General features: G+C 69.2%; 24 protein-coding genes. 15 read left to right on the top strand and 9 right to left on the bottom strand.

What is annotated here, in order from left to right; all coding sequences use genetic code 11:
• Positions 1–109: 109 nt before the first annotated feature.
• From ACFYY8_RS08595 to ACFYY8_RS08550, 10 genes are all read left to right on the top strand, one after another.
• A complete protein-coding gene (locus tag ACFYY8_RS08595; RefSeq protein ID WP_362914094.1) occupies positions 110–556 on the top strand; it encodes a MarR family transcriptional regulator in 447 nt (148 codons plus the stop codon).
• A 63-nt stretch (positions 557–619) separates the two neighbouring features.
• Positions 620–940 carry a PadR family transcriptional regulator gene (locus ACFYY8_RS08590; RefSeq protein ID WP_390038584.1) on the top strand — a complete coding sequence of 107 codons (321 nt, stop codon included), beginning with the start codon at positions 620–622 and terminating at the stop codon, positions 938–940.
• 38 nt (positions 941–978) lie between these two features.
• Positions 979–1,401, top strand: a complete 423-nt coding sequence (locus ACFYY8_RS08585; RefSeq protein ID WP_390038582.1) for a hypothetical protein — start codon at positions 979–981, stop codon at positions 1,399–1,401.
• 190 nt (positions 1,402–1,591) lie between these two features.
• Positions 1,592–2,212: a hypothetical protein gene (locus tag ACFYY8_RS08580; protein WP_390038580.1), complete on the top strand. Its 621-nt coding sequence runs from the start codon at positions 1,592–1,594 to the stop codon at positions 2,210–2,212.
• Between the two features lie 152 nt (positions 2,213–2,364).
• Positions 2,365–2,820, top strand: coding sequence for a GNAT family N-acetyltransferase (locus ACFYY8_RS08575; RefSeq protein ID WP_390038578.1), 456 nt, complete (start codon positions 2,365–2,367; stop codon positions 2,818–2,820).
• 742 nt (positions 2,821–3,562) lie between these two features.
• The gene (locus ACFYY8_RS08570) at positions 3,563–4,390 is read left to right on the top strand and encodes a helix-turn-helix domain-containing protein (protein ID WP_390038576.1); all 828 of its coding nucleotides are present in this window, start codon (positions 3,563–3,565) and stop codon (positions 4,388–4,390) included.
• On the top strand, positions 4,381–4,584 hold the full coding sequence (locus tag ACFYY8_RS08565) for a DUF397 domain-containing protein (protein WP_390038574.1): 204 nt from the start codon (positions 4,381–4,383) through the stop codon (positions 4,582–4,584). Before ACFYY8_RS08570 ends, ACFYY8_RS08565 begins: the two co-directional genes overlap by 10 nt.
• 355 nt (positions 4,585–4,939) lie before the next feature.
• The gene (locus ACFYY8_RS08560) at positions 4,940–5,377 is read left to right on the top strand and encodes a hypothetical protein (protein ID WP_390038572.1); all 438 of its coding nucleotides are present in this window, start codon (positions 4,940–4,942) and stop codon (positions 5,375–5,377) included.
• An 896-nt stretch (positions 5,378–6,273) separates the two neighbouring features.
• Positions 6,274–7,470 carry a cytochrome P450 gene (locus ACFYY8_RS08555; protein ID WP_390038570.1) on the top strand — a complete coding sequence of 399 codons (1,197 nt, stop codon included), beginning with the start codon at positions 6,274–6,276 and terminating at the stop codon, positions 7,468–7,470.
• Positions 7,471–7,502: 32 nt separating this feature from the next.
• Positions 7,503–8,144, top strand: coding sequence for a TetR/AcrR family transcriptional regulator (locus tag ACFYY8_RS08550; RefSeq protein ID WP_390038568.1), 642 nt, complete (start codon positions 7,503–7,505; stop codon positions 8,142–8,144).
• Here ACFYY8_RS08550 and ACFYY8_RS08545 read toward each other — a convergent pair.
• Positions 8,089–8,493, bottom strand: a complete 405-nt coding sequence (locus ACFYY8_RS08545; protein WP_390038566.1) for a hypothetical protein — start codon at positions 8,491–8,493, stop codon at positions 8,089–8,091. The two genes, ACFYY8_RS08550 and ACFYY8_RS08545, sit on opposite strands and share 56 nt — an antisense overlap.
• A gap of 269 nt (positions 8,494–8,762) precedes the next feature.
• Here ACFYY8_RS08545 and ACFYY8_RS08540 point away from each other — a divergent pair, with 269 nt between their 5' ends.
• Positions 8,763–9,383 carry a TetR/AcrR family transcriptional regulator gene (locus tag ACFYY8_RS08540; RefSeq protein WP_390038564.1) on the top strand — a complete coding sequence of 207 codons (621 nt, stop codon included), beginning with the start codon at positions 8,763–8,765 and terminating at the stop codon, positions 9,381–9,383.
• On the top strand, positions 9,383–9,697 hold the full coding sequence (locus tag ACFYY8_RS08535) for a DUF6204 family protein (protein WP_390038562.1): 315 nt from the start codon (positions 9,383–9,385) through the stop codon (positions 9,695–9,697). The genes ACFYY8_RS08540 and ACFYY8_RS08535 overlap by 1 nt, the downstream gene beginning before the upstream one ends.
• Positions 9,698–9,790: 93 nt before the next feature.
• On the opposite strand, the gene ACFYY8_RS08530 is transcribed toward ACFYY8_RS08535, so the two are convergent.
• Positions 9,791–10,630: a hypothetical protein gene (locus ACFYY8_RS08530; RefSeq protein WP_390038560.1), complete on the bottom strand. Its 840-nt coding sequence runs from the start codon at positions 10,628–10,630 to the stop codon at positions 9,791–9,793.
• A 103-nt stretch (positions 10,631–10,733) separates the two neighbouring features.
• Between ACFYY8_RS08530 and ACFYY8_RS08525 the strand changes: the two genes are divergently transcribed.
• Positions 10,734–11,306: a TIGR03086 family metal-binding protein gene (locus ACFYY8_RS08525; protein ID WP_390038558.1), complete on the top strand. Its 573-nt coding sequence runs from the start codon at positions 10,734–10,736 to the stop codon at positions 11,304–11,306.
• Positions 11,307–11,391: 85 nt separating this feature from the next.
• Here the strand turns inward: ACFYY8_RS08525 and ACFYY8_RS08520 are convergent, their stop codons facing one another.
• The 5 genes from ACFYY8_RS08520 to ACFYY8_RS08500 form a co-directional block, all read right to left on the bottom strand.
• Positions 11,392–12,408, bottom strand: a complete 1,017-nt coding sequence (locus tag ACFYY8_RS08520) for a hypothetical protein (protein ID WP_390038556.1) — start codon at positions 12,406–12,408, stop codon at positions 11,392–11,394.
• 125 nt (positions 12,409–12,533) lie between these two features.
• A complete protein-coding gene (locus ACFYY8_RS08515) occupies positions 12,534–13,070 on the bottom strand; it encodes a hypothetical protein (RefSeq protein ID WP_390038554.1) in 537 nt (178 codons plus the stop codon).
• Positions 13,071–13,084: 14 nt separating this feature from the next.
• A complete protein-coding gene (locus ACFYY8_RS08510; RefSeq protein WP_390038552.1) occupies positions 13,085–13,324 on the bottom strand; it encodes a helix-turn-helix transcriptional regulator in 240 nt (79 codons plus the stop codon).
• Positions 13,325–13,333: 9 nt separating this feature from the next.
• Positions 13,334–14,158 carry an ABC transporter permease gene (locus ACFYY8_RS08505; RefSeq protein ID WP_390038550.1) on the bottom strand — a complete coding sequence of 275 codons (825 nt, stop codon included), beginning with the start codon at positions 14,156–14,158 and terminating at the stop codon, positions 13,334–13,336.
• A complete protein-coding gene (locus tag ACFYY8_RS08500; protein WP_390038548.1) occupies positions 14,155–14,979 on the bottom strand; it encodes an ABC transporter ATP-binding protein in 825 nt (274 codons plus the stop codon). The genes ACFYY8_RS08505 and ACFYY8_RS08500 overlap by 4 nt, the downstream gene beginning before the upstream one ends.
• Before the next feature lie 76 nt (positions 14,980–15,055).
• On the opposite strand from ACFYY8_RS08500, the gene ACFYY8_RS08495 reads away from it, so the two are divergent.
• A complete protein-coding gene (locus tag ACFYY8_RS08495) occupies positions 15,056–15,589 on the top strand; it encodes a GNAT family N-acetyltransferase (RefSeq protein ID WP_390038546.1) in 534 nt (177 codons plus the stop codon).
• 20 nt (positions 15,590–15,609) lie between these two features.
• Entirely contained in the window at positions 15,610–15,948 is a 339-nt protein-coding gene (locus tag ACFYY8_RS08490; protein WP_390038544.1) for a YidH family protein, read from the top strand.
• A gap of 15 nt (positions 15,949–15,963) precedes the next feature.
• On the opposite strand, the gene menC is transcribed toward ACFYY8_RS08490, so the two are convergent.
• Both menC and ACFYY8_RS08480 read right to left on the bottom strand, forming a co-directional pair.
• Complete coding sequence (gene menC, locus ACFYY8_RS08485) at positions 15,964–17,070, bottom strand: o-succinylbenzoate synthase (RefSeq protein ID WP_390038542.1); 1,107 nt, start codon at positions 17,068–17,070, stop codon at positions 15,964–15,966.
• Entirely contained in the window at positions 17,067–17,867 is an 801-nt protein-coding gene (locus ACFYY8_RS08480; RefSeq protein WP_390038540.1) for a GNAT family N-acetyltransferase, read from the bottom strand. Before ACFYY8_RS08480 ends, menC begins: the two co-directional genes overlap by 4 nt.
• Positions 17,868–17,946: the final 79 nt, after the last annotated feature.

Here is a 17,946-nt window from a genome sequence, read left to right as displayed (position 1 = left end):
CCTGCCGTACGCGTGCCGTACACGGAAAATCTTGGACAAGTCAAAATAACTGAGCTATCAAATATTTTGATCGCTTAAATACCTGTCGCCGCCTCAGTATGCTCAGCACATGGCAGACGACAGTGACAAGACCACCGTCGCCGAGCAGGTGTGGCGCAGCATGTTCGGATTCATCATGCACACTCGGCCCCGCAGGGACGCCGTGCTCACCGGACTCGGACTGACCCCCACCGAGGCCAAGGCGCTGGACTCCCTCGACGGGGAGACCGGCCGCACCATGAAGGAACTGGCAGCCGAGTGGAGCTGCGACGCCTCGACCGCGACCTGGACCGTGGACCGGCTCGAACGCCTCCACATGGCCGAACGGCGTCCGCGCCCCGGTGACCGGCGCGTCAGACTCGTGGTCCTGACCCCGCTGGGCGTGACGACGAAGGAGGAGATGACCAGGGGGATGCACATGACACCCCCAGAGCTGCTCGACCTCGGCGAGGAGGAGCTGCGCGCCCTGCGCGCCCTGCTCACCAAACTCCCCGGGGGCACCCGGTCTCCCGCCTGACCGGCCAGGCCTGACCATACTTCGTCGGGCGAAGTATGGCCTCTCATGGTCAAAGGACCACCGGTGGTCAGCGAGTCGACCTACTTCATCCTCGCCTGCCTGCTCGACGGACCTCTGCACGGGCACGGGATCATCAAGCAGACCCTGGAACTGTCGGAGAACCGGGTGAGGTTGCCGGTCGGCACGCTGTACGGCGCGCTGGACCGGCTCGCGGCGAACGGACTGATCGCCGTGGACCGCGAGGAGATCGTCAACGACAGGCCGCGGAGATACTTCCGGCTCACCGACGAGGGAGAGTCCCTGGTGACGGCGGAGGCTCTGCGCATGCGGAGGACGGCTCAGATCGTGACCGGGCGAACCATGCACGGACCGGCGTTCTCATGACCGCCGCCATGGGTCCCCACGCTCCGACGGGGGTGGGCGTGGGGCTCTTGGAACGGCGCTACCGGCGGTTACCGCTGGGCTATCCCCGTTCGTACAGGCCCGAGATGCTCGCCGGCGCGTCCACCGGCCAGTACGGCAAGCGCCGGAAGATGGAGGCGATGCGCGTCGACTGCATGAGGCAACGGGGATTCAGGTACCTGCCGTACGTCCCCTCCCGGTCGCGGCAGGCCGACAAGCTGTACTCCCAGGCCATGACCGGCGAGATCGACGGTGACGCCCAGCTGGTCAAGCCGGCCGGACCCTACGGTGACCGCCTCAAGGGCAAGGGATGGGCGGTGCCCTGGTCCAAGCCGAGCCTGATGGAGCGCAACGGCTGGAAGCGCTTCCAGACCGAACTCCAGAAGTCCCCCGAGGAACCGTCTCCCGAGACGGCCAAGCCGGGAGATCAGGGCGTCCCTTGAGGATCTGGAGTGCGGCAGGGACTTCTACACCCCCTTCCTGCCCAGGCGCAGGCAGATCATGGAGAGGACCCTTCAGGAGTTCGGCTGGAAGGACGGGCTGCCGCGGTGGTGAACCCCTTCGGGGAATGGCCGGTGAACGGCCTGTTCCCGGCCTATGGACGCTGGGTGGCGGATAGGCAATCATCTTCCGATGAAATCGCTCCCCCTCGCGTCGGGCATCATCGGCGGCGCGCTCGTAGTCGGTGTCGCAGGCTGGATGATCTGGCAGTTACAGGAACCGGACTCGACGGGCCTCGCGCGTGAGCCGGTCGTCGTCGTCGGCGACAAGACGCGTGCCTCCCTGATGGAGGCCGTCGACCGGTACCTGGAGACGACCGATCCCAAGCGGGAGAAGCCCCAGGTACTGGCCGCGTTGAAGCCGGAACTCAAGCCCAGGATGTTCTGTCACGAGAACCTCGTCGAGGTTCGGAAGAAGAGCGAGAGCCAGCAGCTCGTCGGCATCGCCGCCTCGTGCGAGGAGTACGCCCGGGTCGGGCAGAAGCTCCTGGCCAGCAGCCAGTACAAGAACCTGTCACTGCTGACCGTCGAACCGAACGGCGAGACCTACCGCGTCGTCGACATCCAGGAGGCCCTTGAGGGCGACCTGGTGCGCTCCTCGGTGCGGGAGATGTTCTCCGCCGAAGGGGCGCCCCGGGCCCTGGAGATCAGCGACTCCGACTTCTCCGCGCTGAGCGAGGAGAACCGGGTCGAGGGCCGCAAGGTGTTCGGCCTGCCGCCGAACGCCGAGATCCAGCTCTACCAGCCTTCGTAGGGTTCCCCCTCGTTCGAGGCTCTTCGGCGTCGGACTCCCTTCGCCGACGTGTGACCCGCCGCTCGCCGGGACTCCGGACAACCCCCACATGTCCCGAACCCGGCGCGCCGCGGGGGTTTTTCATCCCCCGGTACGGTGCCAGAATCACGACCATGATCACCGTCCGCCCCTACCTGCCCGAAGACCGTGACGCCGTGCTCGCGCTCGCCCCACGCCTGGCCGAGGGAGTCGCGGCCTGGCGGGACCCCGACGCCGTGAACACCGCCGTGCTCGACTGGGTGACCGGGTCCCTGGAGCAGACGGGAAACGACGGCCACGGGGCGTTCGTGGCGGTTCGCGACGGCCGCGTCACGGGGTTCGTCACGGTGACCACCCGCGCGCACTTCACCGGCCCACGGGACGCCTACGTCGGCGAACTCGTCGTCTCCCCCGAGGCCGAACGCACGGGCGTGGGAAGCGCCCTGATGGCCGCGGCCGAGTCATGGGCACGCGCGCACGGCCTGCACCGCGTGACCCTGGAGACCGGCGCCGCCAACCTCCCCGCCCGCGCCTTCTACCACTCCCTGGGCTTCACCGAAGAAGACGTACGGCTGAGCAAACCAATCTGACCCGATTCGATCCGTACCTTCCCGCACCGCGAACCGGGAGTCCGAGCTTTCCCGGCGCCGCGCACGAAGGGTTCACGGACTTTTCCGCACCACACGCAAGGGTTCTCCGGACCTTACCGGCACCACGCGTGAAGGTTCGGCCCACTTTTTCCGAGCACCCTCCGTGAGGACTTTGTCTTCGCCCTTCCCGATACCGCGCGGAGAGGTTCGCCCCGCGCTTCCCGATGCCAAGGACCTGCGCCTTCCCCATGCCAAGCCCAGGGGTTCGACCTGCGCTTTCCGGTGTCGTGCGTGAAGGGTTTGCTTGTGCCTTACCGGCCCCAAGCGTGAGGGGTGTCCGGCTTGGGCGCGTCGGTGCTTGGACTGAGGAACGCAGGAGCGAAGCGACGAAGAGACGAGGGAAAGCACCGACTCAGGGCGCCCAAGCCCGCGACGCCGTAGGCGGAGCAAAAAGACACAACATGGCTTGAATGAGCATGCCCATGAAGTGAAAAATTGCCGTACCGGTCTGTTCCGTCCGACGGTGTCCCGGCACGAAAACGCCTGGTACCGTCCCCCTCACCATGAGTTATGAATTATTTGTCGGACTGCTTTCGAGGTCAGAGTTCCCGTGAAAAGGATTCCCAGGTCAGAGTGGGCAGGACAATGACAGCTGATTGGTTTTCCCGGTCTGGTTTCCGTTCCCCTCCCGATGCCGGGACGACACCGGGAACCGGGTTACCGGCGTCCCGAAGGGGCCACGATGGGTGACGCCCCCTCCCTTGACCCCGGCTCCCCTCGTGTCCGGTTCGGCGTGGAGATGCGGCGCCTGCGTGAGGCGGCGCACCTGTCCCAGTCCGCCGTCGCCGCCCGTCTCGGATGCACGCAGACCCAGATCAGCAGGCTGGAGATGGCCACCCGTACCCCGTCGAGGGCGGACGCGGAGAAACTGGACCAGATCTTCAACCTGGCCGACAGACAGCATTTCGTCGGTCTGCACCGGCGCATCGTGGCCAGACCGGGCGGCCCGAAGTGGTTCATGGGCTGGGTCGAGGAGATCGAGCCCAATGCGCTGGCCCTGCATTCCTGGGACCCCCTGCTGATTCCCGGGCTGTTGCAGACCGAGGCCTACGCGCGGCGGATCTTCAGCCTGGAGCCGAGGATCACCGCCACCGAGGTGGACGAGCGTGTCCAGGCCCGCATGCGCAGGCGGCAGATCCTCGACCAACGGAACCCTCCCTCCCTGCTGGTCCTCATGGACACGGGTGTGCTGCGGCGCCCGGTCGGCGGCCCCGAGGTGATGCGGGAGCAGCTCGACCACCTGCTCGACGCGGTGAGACACCCCTCCGTCTCCCTTCAGCTCGTCGCCCCGGAATGCCTGCCGGGAATGCTCGGCGCTTTCATGATCGCAAAACTTCCGAACGGCGATCCCGACATCGTCCATGTGGATTCTTCGGCGGAGGGACGGGTTTCCTCCGAGCGTGACACCGTCGCCTCCCTCTGGAAACGCTATGAAGCCATACGACTGTGGGCCTATCCTGAGCACGCATCCCTCCGCATGATCGAGGAAGTGAAAAAGGAATGGACCTGAGCACCACTGTGTGGCGAAAGTCCTCGCTCTCCGGCGGAAACGGCGGCCAGTGCGTCGAGGTCGCCGGCCTGACGGGCGGCACGGCGGTGCGTGACAGCAAGAACCCCGAAGGGCCCAGCCTTCTCTTCACCGCCGCCGAATGGCGGACGTTCGTCGAGGGCGTCAAAACCGGTGAGTTCGACCGGTTGGTCTAGGGTTTTTTCCTGATCGGTCACAGGACGACGCGTCGGATGACACCGGCCCGCCCCTCACGGCGCGGGGACCGGTGTCATCTCATGCCAGAGGAAGGTAAACAGGAATGGACCTGAGCACCACCGCATGGCGAAAGTCCTCATTCTCCGGAGGAAGCACCGGGGCCCCCGAGCTCGCCCGGCTCACTTGATGCGCGGGAGCCGGGTCGCCGGCGTCCTCGTGCTGCTGACGACGGTCTCCGCCTGTGGTCAGAGCGCCGTGAGCGCCCAGATCCCCGCTCCGGCGCCGTCGTCCTCGCCGTCTTCGTCCCTGACCGCGTCGGTCTCTGCTCCGTCGTCGCCCGTTCCCCGGCCCTCCATGACGGTTGGTCCCGGTGTGCCCGGCAGGAAGACCAAGGGGTGCCCGGTGACCAAGCTGCGCAGCCGGGGTGACATGCCGCAGGACGTGGGCGAACAGTTCCGGCAGGAACAGCTGACCCCCGGCGACTGGTACGGCGTGGGCGGCCTGTGGACGTTGCTGGACACGACCGACGTCGCCTACAAGCGTTCCAGCGAGACGGTGGCCGTCAAGACGGTGTGGTGGCGGGATCGCGACGAGGCGCTGACGGTCGAGGCCGTCTCGGTCAAGACCGGTGAGACCGTACGGGGGGAGAGCCCCGGTCCCTACCCGGTGCCCGGTGTGCAGCCCATCTCGCTGCCGCTTCCTCATCTGGGCTGCTGGCATGTGTCCGCCTCTCTCGGCGAGACAAAGGTCAGTTTCGTCACCGACGTGGTCCGTATCGGGGCTCCCGACTGACCGAAACAGCCAGATAAATCCCCTGGACATCCCAATGGGGATGCTAAACGGAAATATAACCCTCCGTTATGATAAAAAGCTATATAAGCGGAGGGGAGTCGTGCGTTGACGATGCGTTCTCTTCGCGGGATGCGCCAGAGCGGGATTCGGTCCGGCATTACGGGACGTCGGGCCGACGCCCTTTCTGCGGATTCCCCCTGAAGCGGGAAACGGCCGGGAGCACTGCGCCGAAGGCGTCAACACCACGAATCCTCACCGACCGGCCCCGCCGGCCGATGACCCCCGGCGTCGCCCCAGGGTTGGTTTTCACGCCGTCGGCACTCCGCCGGAACAACACGAACACCTCAGGTTCTCCGACCGTCCCGGCAAGGACGATCCATGACCCTTCTTGCCGACTCTCGCGCGGGCCCCGTTTCACGATCCGATCACACGCGACAAGGAACAGCGCGCCGTACACCGCCCATCATCCGCTTGCCCGGCAGGCGAAAGCGGGGAGGCAGGGGCCGCCCTCACTTGTCGCCCGCGTGACGGACCGGACGGCACGCGGGCGGACGCCCCGAAGGGTCACGGCGACACAGCGGTCCCGCGACAAACCCCGCCCGGGGTGATCGGCACGTTCCGGTTCGGCGCTTCGCGGGTGGAGAACGAAACGGGCATGGCAATTTTGCCTCCGCAGAGCACCCGAAATATCACCAAACCACCATCTTGCCTGCTCAAGCGGGCATACATGGAAGGAAGCACCGATACCCAAAATCCCTGCGCCCTCGCGGGGAAGAGCAGGACAAATCCCAATTTGGACTGACAACCAGTGAGTGATTCTTTGCCACTAATCGATAGGTTGCTATCGTTTTTGGAAGGAACAGAACGGCCGGAAGGTGAGTCAACCGGGGGGTCGCATGACCGAGTCCATTGCGCTGCCACTGCACATGTGGCGGGCGGGGTTCGACCCCGCTCCCGAGCTGGAGACACTGCGGGACGAGGAGGGCATAAGGCGGATCACGACGACGCTGGGCTTCGACGCCTGGCTGGTCACCCGCCACGACGACGTACGGGCCGTGCTCGGTGACGCCGAGCGCTTCAGCAACGACTGGCAGAGCCACTATCCCGTGCCCGGTGATCCGTACCGGACCGAGGAGGAGAGGGCCAGGTTGCGCGCGGGCAACCTGCTCTCCTTCGACCCTCCTGAGCACACCCGGATACGCCGGATCCTGACGCCGGAGTTCACGCTGCGCCGGATGCGCAGGCTTGAACCCCGGATCACGCGCATCGTCGAGGACCACCTGGACGCGATGGAGAAGGCCGGATCCCCCGCCGACCTGGTCTCCTCCTTCGCGCTGCCGATCCCCTCGCTGGTGATCTGCGAGCTGCTCGGCGTGCCGTACGCCGATCGGGAGGACTTCCAGCGCAGGACCGGCAGGCTGCTTGACCTGTCCCTCGCGCCGGAGGAGCGGATCGCGGCCCAGCGCGAGTCGCGTCAGTACATGGCCGAGCTGGTCGCCCACGTCAAGTCGGACCCGGGTGAGGAACTGCTCGGCATGCTGGTGCGCGAGCACGGCGACGAGCTGAGCGACGACGAGCTCGCCGGCATCGGCAGCCTGTTGCTGGTGGCCGGGCACGAGACCACCGCCAACATGCTGGGCATCGGCACACTGGCCCTGCTGCGCCACCCCGACCAGCTCGACCTGCTCAGGAAGGAGCCCGAGCGTGTCGAGGCGGCGATCGAGGAACTGATGCGCTGGCTCAGCATCGTCCACTCCGGGGGTTTCAGGATGGCGACGACGAAGGCCGAGATCGCGGGGCAGGTCATCGAACCGGGTGAGCTGGTGATGTGTTCCCTGCCCGCGGCCAACCGCGACGCCGCGTTCGTACCCGACCCCGGACGGCTGGACATCACCAGGGGCGCCTACGGCCACATGGCCTTCGGGCACGGCGTGCACCACTGTCTGGGGGCCCCGCTGGCGCGGATGGAGATGCGGGTCGCCTTCCCCGCGCTGTTGCGGCGCTTCCCCGGGCTGCGCGTCGTCGATCCCGAGGCGCACTTCCGCACCTTCCACGTGGTGTACGGCCTGACCTCCCTGCAGGTCGCCTGGTAACCGTCCGCATCCGGACTGCTAGCGTTCGGTGTGTGCCAGAGCAACGACACAGAGCCGATGCCCTGCGCAACTCCGACAGGATCGTCAGGGCTGCGATCACGGCCCTGCGGGAGGGGGGCACCGCCGTGCCCCTCGATGAGATCGCCCGCAGGGCCGGGGTCGGGATCGCCACCGTCTACCGGCGGTTCGGCGACCGTGACGGCGTGATCAGGGCCTGCTTCGAGACGTACTTCACCGAGGAGGTCGAACCGCACGCGCTGGCGGCCCGCCGGGCGACCGACCCTCGGCAGGGGCTCGCCGAGGCTCTGGGCGCCATCGTGGACACGCTGGCCTCGCACCGCGCTTTGCTCACCGCGGCGCGGGAGGCGGGCGCGTTCACCGAGTCCCTGTTCGAGCGGTTCGGCGCGCCGCTCGGCGACGTGCTCGCCGACGCCCAGCGGCGCGGGCTGGTCCGCGCCGACCTGCTGGTCCGCGACCTGGCGGCGATGGTGGTGATGACCCTGGCCACGATCGGCCCGACGGGTCTCGACGGCCACCGGAGATACCTGGCGCTTCTGTTCGACGGGACCCGTCCCTCGGAGGCACCGCTGCCTCCGCCGTCCGAGCCGGGCGAGAGGATCAGTCCCGCACGGCAGCGGCCTCGCGCCCGTGCACGATCAGCGCGTACAGGATGACGACGTCGACCGCGATGACGACGATGGACCACCACGGATTGGCCGCGAGCCAGGCCATCTGGGTGATGGCGTTGATCGCCACGAGGACGATGGCCGCCATCCGCGCCCACTCCTGACCCATCAGCAGGGTGATGCCGACGGCCACGAGCAGGATGCCGAGTATGAGGTGGACCCAGCCCCATCCGGTGAGGTTGAGCACCAGCAGCTTGTCGCGGATCTGCACGTAGAGATCGTTGTTGAAGATCGCGTACAGACCGGAGATGGCGTTGAAGAAGCCGTCCACGATCATGACCACGCCCGCGAACCAGATCCAGCCGATCCAGCCCGTCATCCGCGTGTTGTGTGCCATATGGTGCTGTGCCATATGAATCTGCTGCCCCTCGACCGGTGAGTCGTCACCGACGCCGGAGAAACCTCGCCCGTCCCGGTGCCGTCCCATGGACGGGTCTTTGCCTCCCACTCCTCCACGGGCGCCGCCGCCGCCGGCCGTACCGTCCCGACTGTGCGGATTGAGCGATCCGACCCTGGGTAGATCGCACGTTCCACCCGGTTCCACGGCGCGCGCCCGTACTGATCTCTTTCAGATACACTTCTGTATCTGAGCGCGGAGGTATGTGGATGCGGTTGTCAAGGGAGCAGAGCCGTGAGGAGACCAGGCGCAAGCTGCTGGCCTCGGCCTCGGAGCTGTTCGCGGAACGCGGGGTCAACGGCACCTCCATCGAACAGATCGCCGAGCGGGCCGGCTACACCCGAGGGGCTTTCTACGGCAACTTCGACGGCAAGCACGAGCTGGTCGTCGCACTGCTCACCAGGCGCACCGAGCGGGCGCGGGAGGAGATGGCCGAGATGTTCGGCCAGGCCGCCTCGTCCGAGGATCTGACGAACCTGCTGTACGCCTGGCACCGCGACCACGCCGAGCACCAGGAGAGCTGGCTGGCGCTACGCCTTGAGCTCCTCCTCTACGCCCTGCGCAACCCGGAGATCCGCCCGCTGCTCGCCCAGCGGGAGCTGTTCGCCAGGGACGCGATCACCGAGGGGGTACGGCGGGAGCTCGTCCGCCGGGACGCGGGCCCGCCCGCGGACCCGAAGCTGCTCTCCATGATCGTCCACGCCCTGGAGGACGGCCTGCTCGTGCAGAGGCTGCTCACCCCCGACGACGTCGACGATCGCACGGCGACCGACGCCGTCACCCTCCTCGTCGACTCCTGGGCGGCACTCGACACGCGAAAGAAGGACTGATGCACGACTACCGGGTGACCATCAGAGGCAGGTTCGCCGGTCTCACCGACGACCAGCGGGCCGAGCTGACCGCGCAACTGGCCGACCGCGACATGCTGCTCAACGGCTTCACCAGGGAGGGCGGTTTCGCCTACGACGCCGCCATCGGGCCGTTCAGCTTCCGCTACGTCATCGCGGTCGACGACGAGGAGGGCGAGGCCGAGGCCGTCGAACTGGCCCTGGCCGCCGTGAAGGCCAGACTCGGCGAGTACGGTCACGGCGACCTGTCGGTCTCGGCCGTCGACATGCGCGACGTGAAGATCCGCCGCCGCTGACCGCCTTCCCCAGGCCGTCCTCCGGGGTCGTCCTCCCCAGACCGTCCTCCCCGGTGGCCGTCTTTCGGCGGCCGTCCTCCCCGGTGGGCCGGGTCAGCCTCCGGGCGTGGAGGGCGGCTCGGCGACGGTGGTGTGAAGCGCGAGGCCGCCGCCGTCCAGGGGCCGGAACCCCAGTTCGTGGAGTTCGGGAACGTCGAGCGCGGTGACCACCCGTAGGGCACCCGCCTCGGCCGCCTCGCGGATCACGGCACGCACCAGCGCGGCACGCACCTCCGTGGGGACGCCGGGCTGGACGTGCGCCAGTTCCAGGCGGGCGGTGGTGCGTGCCGCGTCCTCCCAGGAGGCCGCGGCCTGACCGAAGAAAGGCTCTCCCCGCTCGTTGTCGGCGTAGGCCTGCAACCAGCGGACGAGCCTGTTCTCGGCGACCAGCCTCCGGGGAACGGTCACGTCCATCCCCGCCTCGGCCAGCCAGGAACCGGCCTCGGACGCGGCGACGGGAACCACCGTCCGCCTCCGCGAGAGACGGAATCCCCTTCGCAGGGATATGAGCGGGACCTCACTGACATAGAACCCCGCAGGCCAGGGGTCCGGGGCACCGCGAACGCCCAGCACCACATAACCGTCCCTGACCGTCCTGCGCCCCCGGCGGACCAGCCCGGTCACGAGTTCCTCCGCGAGGCGGTAACCGGCGTCCGCCGCCCACTCCTCCGGCGAGGTCATCAACTCACCGATCACGGAGTCCTGTGGCCCCGAGGGAAACGCGACCTCGACGGCGTAGGTGTTCGGGTCCTTCCTCCAGCGGAAGACCACCAGCATGCCGTACGGCTCCGCGACGACATCGACGACGAAGGCCCCCTCCGTCAGCACCCTCACCCGCAGCAGACACCCCCTGAGCGCCGCGAAGACCTCCTCCCGAGACCACCCGGTCGTCATTTCCCCACCTTCCCGATGTCGCTCAGCCCAAGGCGTACTCATATAGCTGGAAATTTGATCATCATTGGCTCGTCGCCTGATTTCCAGGAAAGGTGGTCCGTTCGTGGTTCCCGAGGGTTTCGTTCGCGCTCTTGACGGGTTCGAGACGGTGCTGGTCGCCGTGCCTTCCGGCCGGTGGGACTCGCCCTCCCCGTGTGAGGGCTGGCGCGCCGTCGATGTGGCCGGTCATGTCATCGCCGGACTGTCGGTGGTCAAGGCCCGTGCCGTCGGCCAGGCGCTCCCCGAGGCCGACCCCGACTGGCGGGAGGTCGCGGGCCCGGATCCGGTGGCGACGTGGCGGGCCGTACGCGCCGACATGACGGCCGCGCTGGAGCCTGAGGCGCTGGCTCGCCGGATTCCACTTGCCCTGGACCTGGAGGTGACGCTGGGCCAGTGGCTCGAACAGTATCCACTGGAGCTGCTCGTGCACACCTGGGACCTGGCGCGGGCCACCGGGCAGGACGTCGTCCTTGACCCCGGCCTCACGCGTCAGGCCCTGGAGACGGCGAGGCTCTTCGCTCCGCAGGGCCGGGAGGCGGGCATGCTGGGGCCGGAGCGCGCCGTGGCCGACGACGCCGACGACCAGACCCGCCTGCTGGCCCTCTTCGGCCGTGACGCCACCGGAACGACGTCGTGAACCGTCCAACCGCTCTCCGACCCTGTGTCCCCGCCCGGGTCACGACCGGGCACGAACACGAGCGCGCGGCCCGCACGAGAACCGGTCAGGCCGCGCAGGTCGGCCGGGTGCGGCGCCAGTAGGACCAGGCGGCCAGAGCCAGGGCCAGGCCGTACGCGGCGAAGGCGCCCAGGCCGAACCAGGTCACCAGGAGGGCGTCGCCCACGCTGGGGAAGTCTCCCCTGGAGACGGTGATCACGCCCGCCGTGCCGAGGGTGGCGTAGACGACTCCGGCCGCCCCGTAGGGCGCGAGCGTGGCGGCGCCGATCACCGCCGGGGTGAGCGGCAGCCAGCGGGGCACCCGCCTCCCCCGCAGGACGAGCGTCCAGCGGGGGAACACCTGGCCCCAGGGCCGCACCAGACCGAGGAGGAGGAACACTCCGAGCGCCGCCAGCAGCGCCGTGGGGTCGATGCCCCAGTGGTCCAGGGTGAGCCACAGCCCCGAGGCGCCGTTGCGCTCGTGCATCGCCGTCATCTCCTCGCCGGTGATCCCCGCGAAGGTCCCGCCGAGCACCCATGTCGTCTTCATGGCCACGTAGGGCAGGAAGGCCGCGGCGCCCACGTAGGCCGACGCCCGGACGCGCCGTGGAGCGGGTGTGGGCTCCGGCCTGCGCAACACGGTCGAGGAGGTGTGTACGGCACCGCACCGCGGGCAGACGCCGGAGGTCGAGGAGCGGTAGGAGAGGGCCGTGGCGGCGAGCAGTACCACTCCGAGCCCGGCGAGCGCCCGGTTGGCCGTTCCCGTCCAGTTGTCGACGGTCTGGCTGAAGACGAGCGTGACCACGTCCATCAGCAGGCCGAACGCGGCCACGCCGATCAGCGCGCACAACCCGACCAGGGCGGCGAGAACGACCCGCCGGGGAAGCCGCGGGCCCCGGGGCCGCGCCACGGTCAGGGTCGTCACCGCCACGAGGGCGGCGGCGGTCACGGCGGCCCAGTTCAGGCCGACCGGCAGCGGATGCGCGGCACGGTAGAAGATCGCGGTTCCGGTCAGCGCCGTGACCAGGCCGAACCCCCCGTAAACCACCGCCCAGCCGAAGGCCGCGTATCCGGTCCACGCCAACCGCCGATCGGGTGACGATGGATGTGCGATGTCAGTCATGAGCCGACCCCCGTTCGGCTCCGGAACCTACACAGGTGGTCCTGTGGCGAAGCTGAGCCGGGCTGAGAGGGCCCACAGCGGATCGATCAGTCGTCCTCGTCGGGGGGCGGGTCGGGCAGCCGCCAGCCCTCCAGGAGGAGGGGCAGGGTGTAGTGGGTGGCGAGCAGGGTCAGGGCCAGGGGCAGCAGCAGGGCGGTCGGCACGTTCAGGGTCAGCCGGCCTCCCACGCTCCACAGGCCGGCCAGGACCACCAGCACGGCCAGCACGACCGTGGTGAGGGTGTGCGCGCCCGTGTAGGCCCGCTGCTGTTCGCCGCGCTGCCGTTCGTCGAGATACTCGGCGGGGATGGCGGTGACGCCCTTGGTGGCGAGGGTGAGCCAGCCGTGCACCGGGAAGAGGACGGCCACGGCGAGCGCGAACATGGACAGGTAGACGTTGCGGGCCAGGTCGCTCGGCGCGAGCCTGACGATGACCACCAGGCCCGCCCAGAGCACCAGCAGGGCCGCGCCCCCGGCGATCACGAGCCGCCTGCGGTTGCGCCTGCCCGTCCAGACGCGGCGGGCCGGGCTGTTCTCGATGACGGCCATACGCTCGCGGACGACACGGTCGGCCCAGCGACGCATCGGTCCTCCCTTCCTCATGCCCCACCCCCGCTGCCCAGCCGGGCGAAGGGGGTCAGTGAGAACACGACCTCCACCGGCACCTCGAAGTACTCGGCGATCCGCAGCGCGAGGAACAGGCTGGGACTGTACTCGCCGCGTTCCAGATAGCCGACCGTCTGGTAGTGCACACCCAGGGCCGTCGCCAGGTCCTTGCGGGAGATCCCGCGTTCGGCGCGCAGCATCGAGATGCGGTTGTAGACGATCTCGCTGGACATTCGGGAGCCTCATATCCGCCGCTCGGCCTGCCGGGTCCCGGGCTCCCCGCGGGTGACCTTGCGCAGCAGCCAGGGTGCCAGAACCATACCGGCGATCGCCCAGACCCCCATCACCGTCGCGGCGGTCCCGAGCTGCCAGGCGCCGCCGAGTTCGGCCGCCGCAGCGCCCGGCGGCAGGAACGCGGCCCGCAGGGCGTGTCCCTGCCAGTAGAGCGGGAAGACCTGGGCGATCCGGCCCACCACCTCGGGCAGCGTCCGCAGCGGGAGCATCACCCCGGAGATCAGCATCAGCACCATGGACGGCAGCCCGAGCATCAGCGCCGCGCTCTTGGGGTTGGACAGCATCGCGCCGAGCGCGGCCCCGATGGGCACCACGGAGAGCGCCCCGAGCACGAGCGCCCAGCCGAAGGTCATCCACGCCTGCGGGGTCGCGGGGGGCCGGACGCCCGCGACGAGCACGCCCGCCAGCAGCATCAGCGTCGCCTGCGTCAGGATCTGGCACAGCACCGAGACGGCGCGTCCCGTCACGTAGACCGGGATGCCGCGGGGCAGCGTCCGCAGCCGGAGCAGCGCGCCCTCCTCCCGGTCGGCCGCGATCAGCATCGGCAACGTCGTCACCCCGGTGGAGAACACCATGAACGCCGTGAACCCGACCGCCATGAACGTCGCCATGTCGACCCCGCCACCGGCCGGGTTGCCGCCTATCCACAGCGTGAGCAGCAGGAAGACGCCGACCCCGCCGACGAGCTGGCCGGTCACCTCCTTCCTGTCCCGCAGGAGCGTGCCCTGCTCGATCAGTCCTCGACGGATCCCGAGACCCAACGTGCCGTTCATGCCGCGCTCCGATCGATCAGGCTCAGGTAGCTCTCCTCCAGCGTCGGGCGCCGGATCTCCAGGTCGGGGACGGGCCCGCCGTACCTCTGGTGGAGTTCCCAGGCCAGCCGTGACGGGTCGTCGGTCAGCTCGCACCCGTCCTGCCAGCGCACCCGCGACGGCGCCCGTACGGCGGCCGCCAGCTCGGCGGGTGTGCCGGAGACGGCGACGCGTCCCTCGACCAGCACCGCGATGCGGTCCGCGAGCCGTTCCGCCTCGGCCAGGTCGTGGGTGGTCAGCAGGACGGTCGTGTCGAGCCCGCGGACCAGGTCGTGGAACTCACGCCGTGCCTCGGGGTCGAAGCCGGTCGTCGGCTCGTCGAGGAAGAGCAGGTCGGGCCTGCCGACGACGCCGAGCGCCACGTCGAGTCTGCGGCGCTGGCCGCCGGAGAGCTGACCGACCTTCGCGGTGGCCTTCCCGGACAGGCCGAGGGCGTCGAGCAGCTCTCCGGTGTTCCACGGCGCCGGGTAGTGCGCGGCGACATGGCCGAGCAGTTCGCCCACCCGCCAGCGCGGATGGTCCCGCCAGTTCTGCAGGACGACGCCGAGCCTGGCCCGCCAGGCGTCGTCGCCCCGCGCGGGATCGACGCCCAGGACCTCGACCTCGCCCGCCGACGGGAGGCGGAAGCCTTCGAGGATCTCGACGGTGGTTGTCTTCCCCGCGCCGTTCGGCCCGAGCAGCGCGACGGTCTCCCCGCGTCGCACCTCAAGGTCGACCCCGCGCAGCACCTCGTTCCGGCCGTACGACATTCGCAGCCCGCGAACGCTAATCACAGCATCCATGCTTTCGAATGTAGTACACCTACTACATCCAAAACAACCACTACTACAAGCGGATCACGGCTGCCAGGATGGAGAGATGATCGACGTTCGTACGGCCCACACCTCGGAACTGGACACCGCCACCCTCGAAACCGCCAGGAGACTGCTCGTCGAGGTCTTCGACGGAGACCTGAGCGACGACGACTGGGAGCACGCCCTGGGCGGGGTGCACGCCCTGGCCTGGCGGGGAGCCGAACTGGTCGGGCACGCCTCGGTGGTCCAGCGGCGGATGTTGCACGGCGGCAGGGCGCTGCGCGCGGGCTACGTCGAGGCCGTCGGGGTCCGCGCGGACCTACGCCGCGAAGGGTACGGCACCGCCCTGATGGACGCGCTGGAACGGGTCGTTCACGGCGCCTACGACCTCGGCGCGCTCAGCGCGTCCGACGAGGCCGTGCCCTTCTACCGGGGACGCGGCTGGCGGCAGTGGCGGGGCGAGACGTTCGCGCTCACCCCGGACGGTCTCGAACGCACCGAGGAGGAGGACGAGGGGGTCCACGTCCTCCCCGTGACGGCTCCGCTCACCCTGTCGGGCACGCTGACCTGCGACTGGCGTGACGGTGACGTCTGGTAGGCGCCGGTTACCGTTGGTGAGTGAGCGATGACGAATCGGGGGCTCAGGCCGGAGGGCACGCCTCGGACCACCTGGCCAACGAGCGCACCTACCTGGCGTGGCTGCGGACCGGACTGAGCACGGCGGCGCTGGGCGTCGCCGTCGCCAAGTTCGCCCCCGGCAAGGGCATGCACGCCACGGTCTCCGGCCTCGCCCTGCTGACGGCGGGGCTGACCCTGATCGTGTACGGCACGCTGCGCTACAACGCGGTCAGACGGCAACTGCTGCGTCAGCGTTTCTCACCCGCCAGGTTCAGCGCCGTCGTGACCGTGACCGTGGCCGTCCTCCTCGTCCTGATCGCCCTCCTGATCTTTCTCTGACCCACGGACCCGAGGTCAGGGGGCGGCGATCCACTCGGTCTCGGTGGTCAGCGCGTCCAAGTCCTCCTGGACGGGGGTGATGCCGATCCCCGGCCCTGAGGGCACGGTCATCTCTCCCCCGGTCAGCACGAACGGCGCCGTGACGTCCCGTTCGTAGTAGCGCGCGGTCGCCGAGATGTCGCCGGGCAGTGTGAACCCGGGCAGCGCGGCGAGCGCCAGGTTGGCGGCCCTGCCGAGACCGGTCTCCAGCATGCCGCCGCACCACACGGGCAGCCCGTTGGCGCGGGCCACGTCGTGGATGCGCCGCGCCTCCAGGTAGCCGCCCACCCGGCCCGGCTTGATGTTGATGATCGAGCAGGCGTCCATCCGGATCGCCGCCGCCGCGTCACGCGCCGAGGTGATGCTCTCGTCCAGGCAGACCGGGGTGTTCGACCTGGCCGCGAACCGGGCGTGGGTGTGCAGGTCGCCGGGGGCGAAGGGCTGCTCGATCATCGCCAGGCCGTAGGCGTCGAGCCTGGTCAGATGGGGGATGTCGGCGGCCTCGTAGGCGGTGTTGGCGTCCACGGTGAGCATCACGCCGGAGCCGAAGGTCTCCCTGACCCGCTTGACGGGTTCGAGGTCCCAGCCGGGCTCGATCTTCAGCTTCACCCTGGCGTATCCGGCGGCCAGGTGCCGGTCCACGGTGTCGAGCAGCGCGTCGATGCTCTCGGCGATGCCGACCGAGACGCCGACGGGCAGGCTGTGCCGTACCGCGCCCAGGTAGGAGGCCAGGGAGACGCCCCGGGCGCGCAGCCAGGCGTCGAGCACGGCCGTCTCGACGGCGGACTTGGCCATCTGATGGGCGCGCACGTGGCCGAACGCGGGGGCGACGACCGCCGGGTCCAGGTCGAGGGGGAGGAGCGCAGGCAGCAGGAACCGGCGGATCACGTCCGCGGCGCCCTCAAGGTACTCGGGGCAGTAGCTCGGCTCGTCCTCGGCGACGCACTCCGCCCAGCCCTCGCCTTCGTCGGTCACCACCCGCACGAGCAGCGCGTCCCGCACCGTCTGGGTGCCCAGGGACGTCCTGAACGGGGTGACCAGCGGCAGCGCGACCTTACGCAGCTCCACACCTGTCAGTTTCACGCCGTGCCTCCTCTGGCCAGCAGGTACCACCCGGATCGGGTGAAGCCGGTGATCCGGTAACCGTCGGCGAACGCCGCGCCGAGCACCCCGCCCAGGGCGGCCCGCCAGTGTCTGGCCTCGCCGGGCTCGTCCACGCGCAGCCGCTCGATGTCCGGCGGAGTCGCGCAGCGTAGCAGAGGCGCCCCTCCGCCGGGCCGTACGGTCCCCGCCTCGTCGAGAACGGTCACGGCGGCGGTTTCGGACGGCCCTGCCGCCCGTTCGGTGGCCGGGGCGGGGTCCGGGGTGACGGGCCAGCTGACGAACAGCCGGTCGGAGACGTCCCCGTCGTTGATGCCGTCGCTCATCGGGCCGTAGAAGTCAGGGAGGTACTCGACGACCTTCGCGCCGAGTTTGACCAGGTTGAAGTAGGCGTTGCGCCGTACGAGCGGGTCGAAGGTCCAGGAGACGGCGACGAGGCCGCGCTCGGCCGCCCAGGCTCGCTGGTGCTCCTTGAGCGCCAGGCCGACGCCGAGTCCTCGTGCCTGGGAGGCGACCCCGGCGACGTGGGAGTGCAGGCTCCTGTCCGCGGCGAGGAACCCCACGGCGGCGCCGACCAGTTCCTCGTCGAGGAAGGCGCCGCCGATGTAACCGCCGACGTGCGCCAGCGCGCACATCACGTCCAGGGAGATGGGCGGATCGTCACCCGGCCTGGTCCCCCAGATCTGGCGGAGTAGCCGGTCGGCGCGCTGCAGGTCGGCGGTGCCGTGCAGAGAGAGGAGACGTACCCCGGCCCGAGCCGAGGCGAGGAGTTCGACCATGGCAGACAGCATCCTGCCGGAAGGCCGCCGGAGCGTTGGCGCACACGCCGAACTTCACCCGCCCGGATTTGTGGTCCCG

This window comes from Streptosporangium sp. NPDC001559 (assembly GCF_042893955.1).
Lineage (GTDB): Bacteria > Actinomycetota > Actinomycetes > Streptosporangiales > Streptosporangiaceae > Streptosporangium.
This window is presented reverse-complemented; position numbering and strand designations above follow the sequence as displayed.